Below are 1,058 nucleotides of genomic sequence, written 5' to 3'. Positions count from 1 at the left end.
TGGTTCGATTGAAACAGTCAAAACGCGATAAGAAGATAGTAGGAGGGAGCCATGGGCCACCGCGTCCATCTTACACTACGCGAGCGCGAGGACATCATGCTGATGCGCCGCGACGGCAAGGGGGTCTGCGAGATCGCCCGCAGGATAGGCAGGGGCAAGTCCACCGTCTCGCGGGAGCTCTCGCGCAACTCGTGCGCGCGCTTCTACCGCGCGTCGACGGCGCAGCGGCGCTACTCCGAGCGCCGGCTCGCGTGCCGCAGGATCGCGATACTCGACGACGAGTCCACGTTCTCCCTGGTCAGGGACAAGTTCCTTGACGAGCAGTGGTCGCCCGAGCAGATCGAGGGCAGGCTCGCGCTCGAGCTGGGCTCCAGCCCCGTGAGCGACACCACCATCTACCGCGGGATATGGTCGGGGCGCTTCGACGCGTGCATCGGCGGGCGCAAGGCGGCCAAGAGGCCGCGGCATCGCGGCAAGCGCCGCCGCGGCGCCTCGGAGAAGCGGGGCAAGATCAAGGTCTCGCACGAGATATCGGAGCGCCCCGCGGCCGCCGACGGTCGCTCCGAGGCCGGCCACTGGGAAGGCGGCACGGTCGCCGGCAAGGCCGGCGGCGCGTGCCTGCTGACCCTCGTCGACCGCAAGGACGGCTTCCTCGTCGGCGGCAAGTGCCGCCGGAAGACCGCGGCCTGCGTGCGCGCGGAGATGCCGAAGGCCCTGGAGGGCCAGCCGCTGCGGCCCGTCACCCTCGACAGGGGCAAGGAGTTCGCATCCCACGCCCAGGTCACGGGGGAAATCGGGGTCGAGTTCTACTTCGCGCTGCCTCACCATCCCTGGCAGCGCGGGACCAACGAGAACGCCAACGGCCTGCTGCGCGAGTACTTCCCGAAGGGGGAGTCGCTGGGCCGCGTCAGCGAGAAGCGGGTGCAGGAGGTGTACGATAAGCTCAACCGCAGGCCGCGCAAACGCCTGGGCTACCGAACGCCGTACGAGGTCCACTACTCAAAGACGTTGCCACGGCGTAACGTTTCTGGGGGTGCGGCGTAAGCCGCGTCGGCGAT

1 protein-coding gene is annotated in these 1,058 nt (G+C 68.5%); it reads left to right on the top strand.

The annotated features are described in order from the left end of the window. Positions 1-51: 51 nt before the first annotated feature. Positions 52-1,044: an IS30 family transposase gene (locus DW178_RS11080; RefSeq protein ID WP_118351524.1), complete on the top strand. Its 993-nt coding sequence runs from the start codon at positions 52-54 to the stop codon at positions 1,042-1,044. The last annotated feature ends 14 nt before the right edge of the window (positions 1,045-1,058 follow it).

This window comes from Eggerthella sp. AM16-19, assembly GCF_003474385.1.
Lineage (GTDB): Bacteria > Actinomycetota > Coriobacteriia > Coriobacteriales > Eggerthellaceae > Senegalimassilia.
This window is presented reverse-complemented; position numbering and strand designations above follow the sequence as displayed.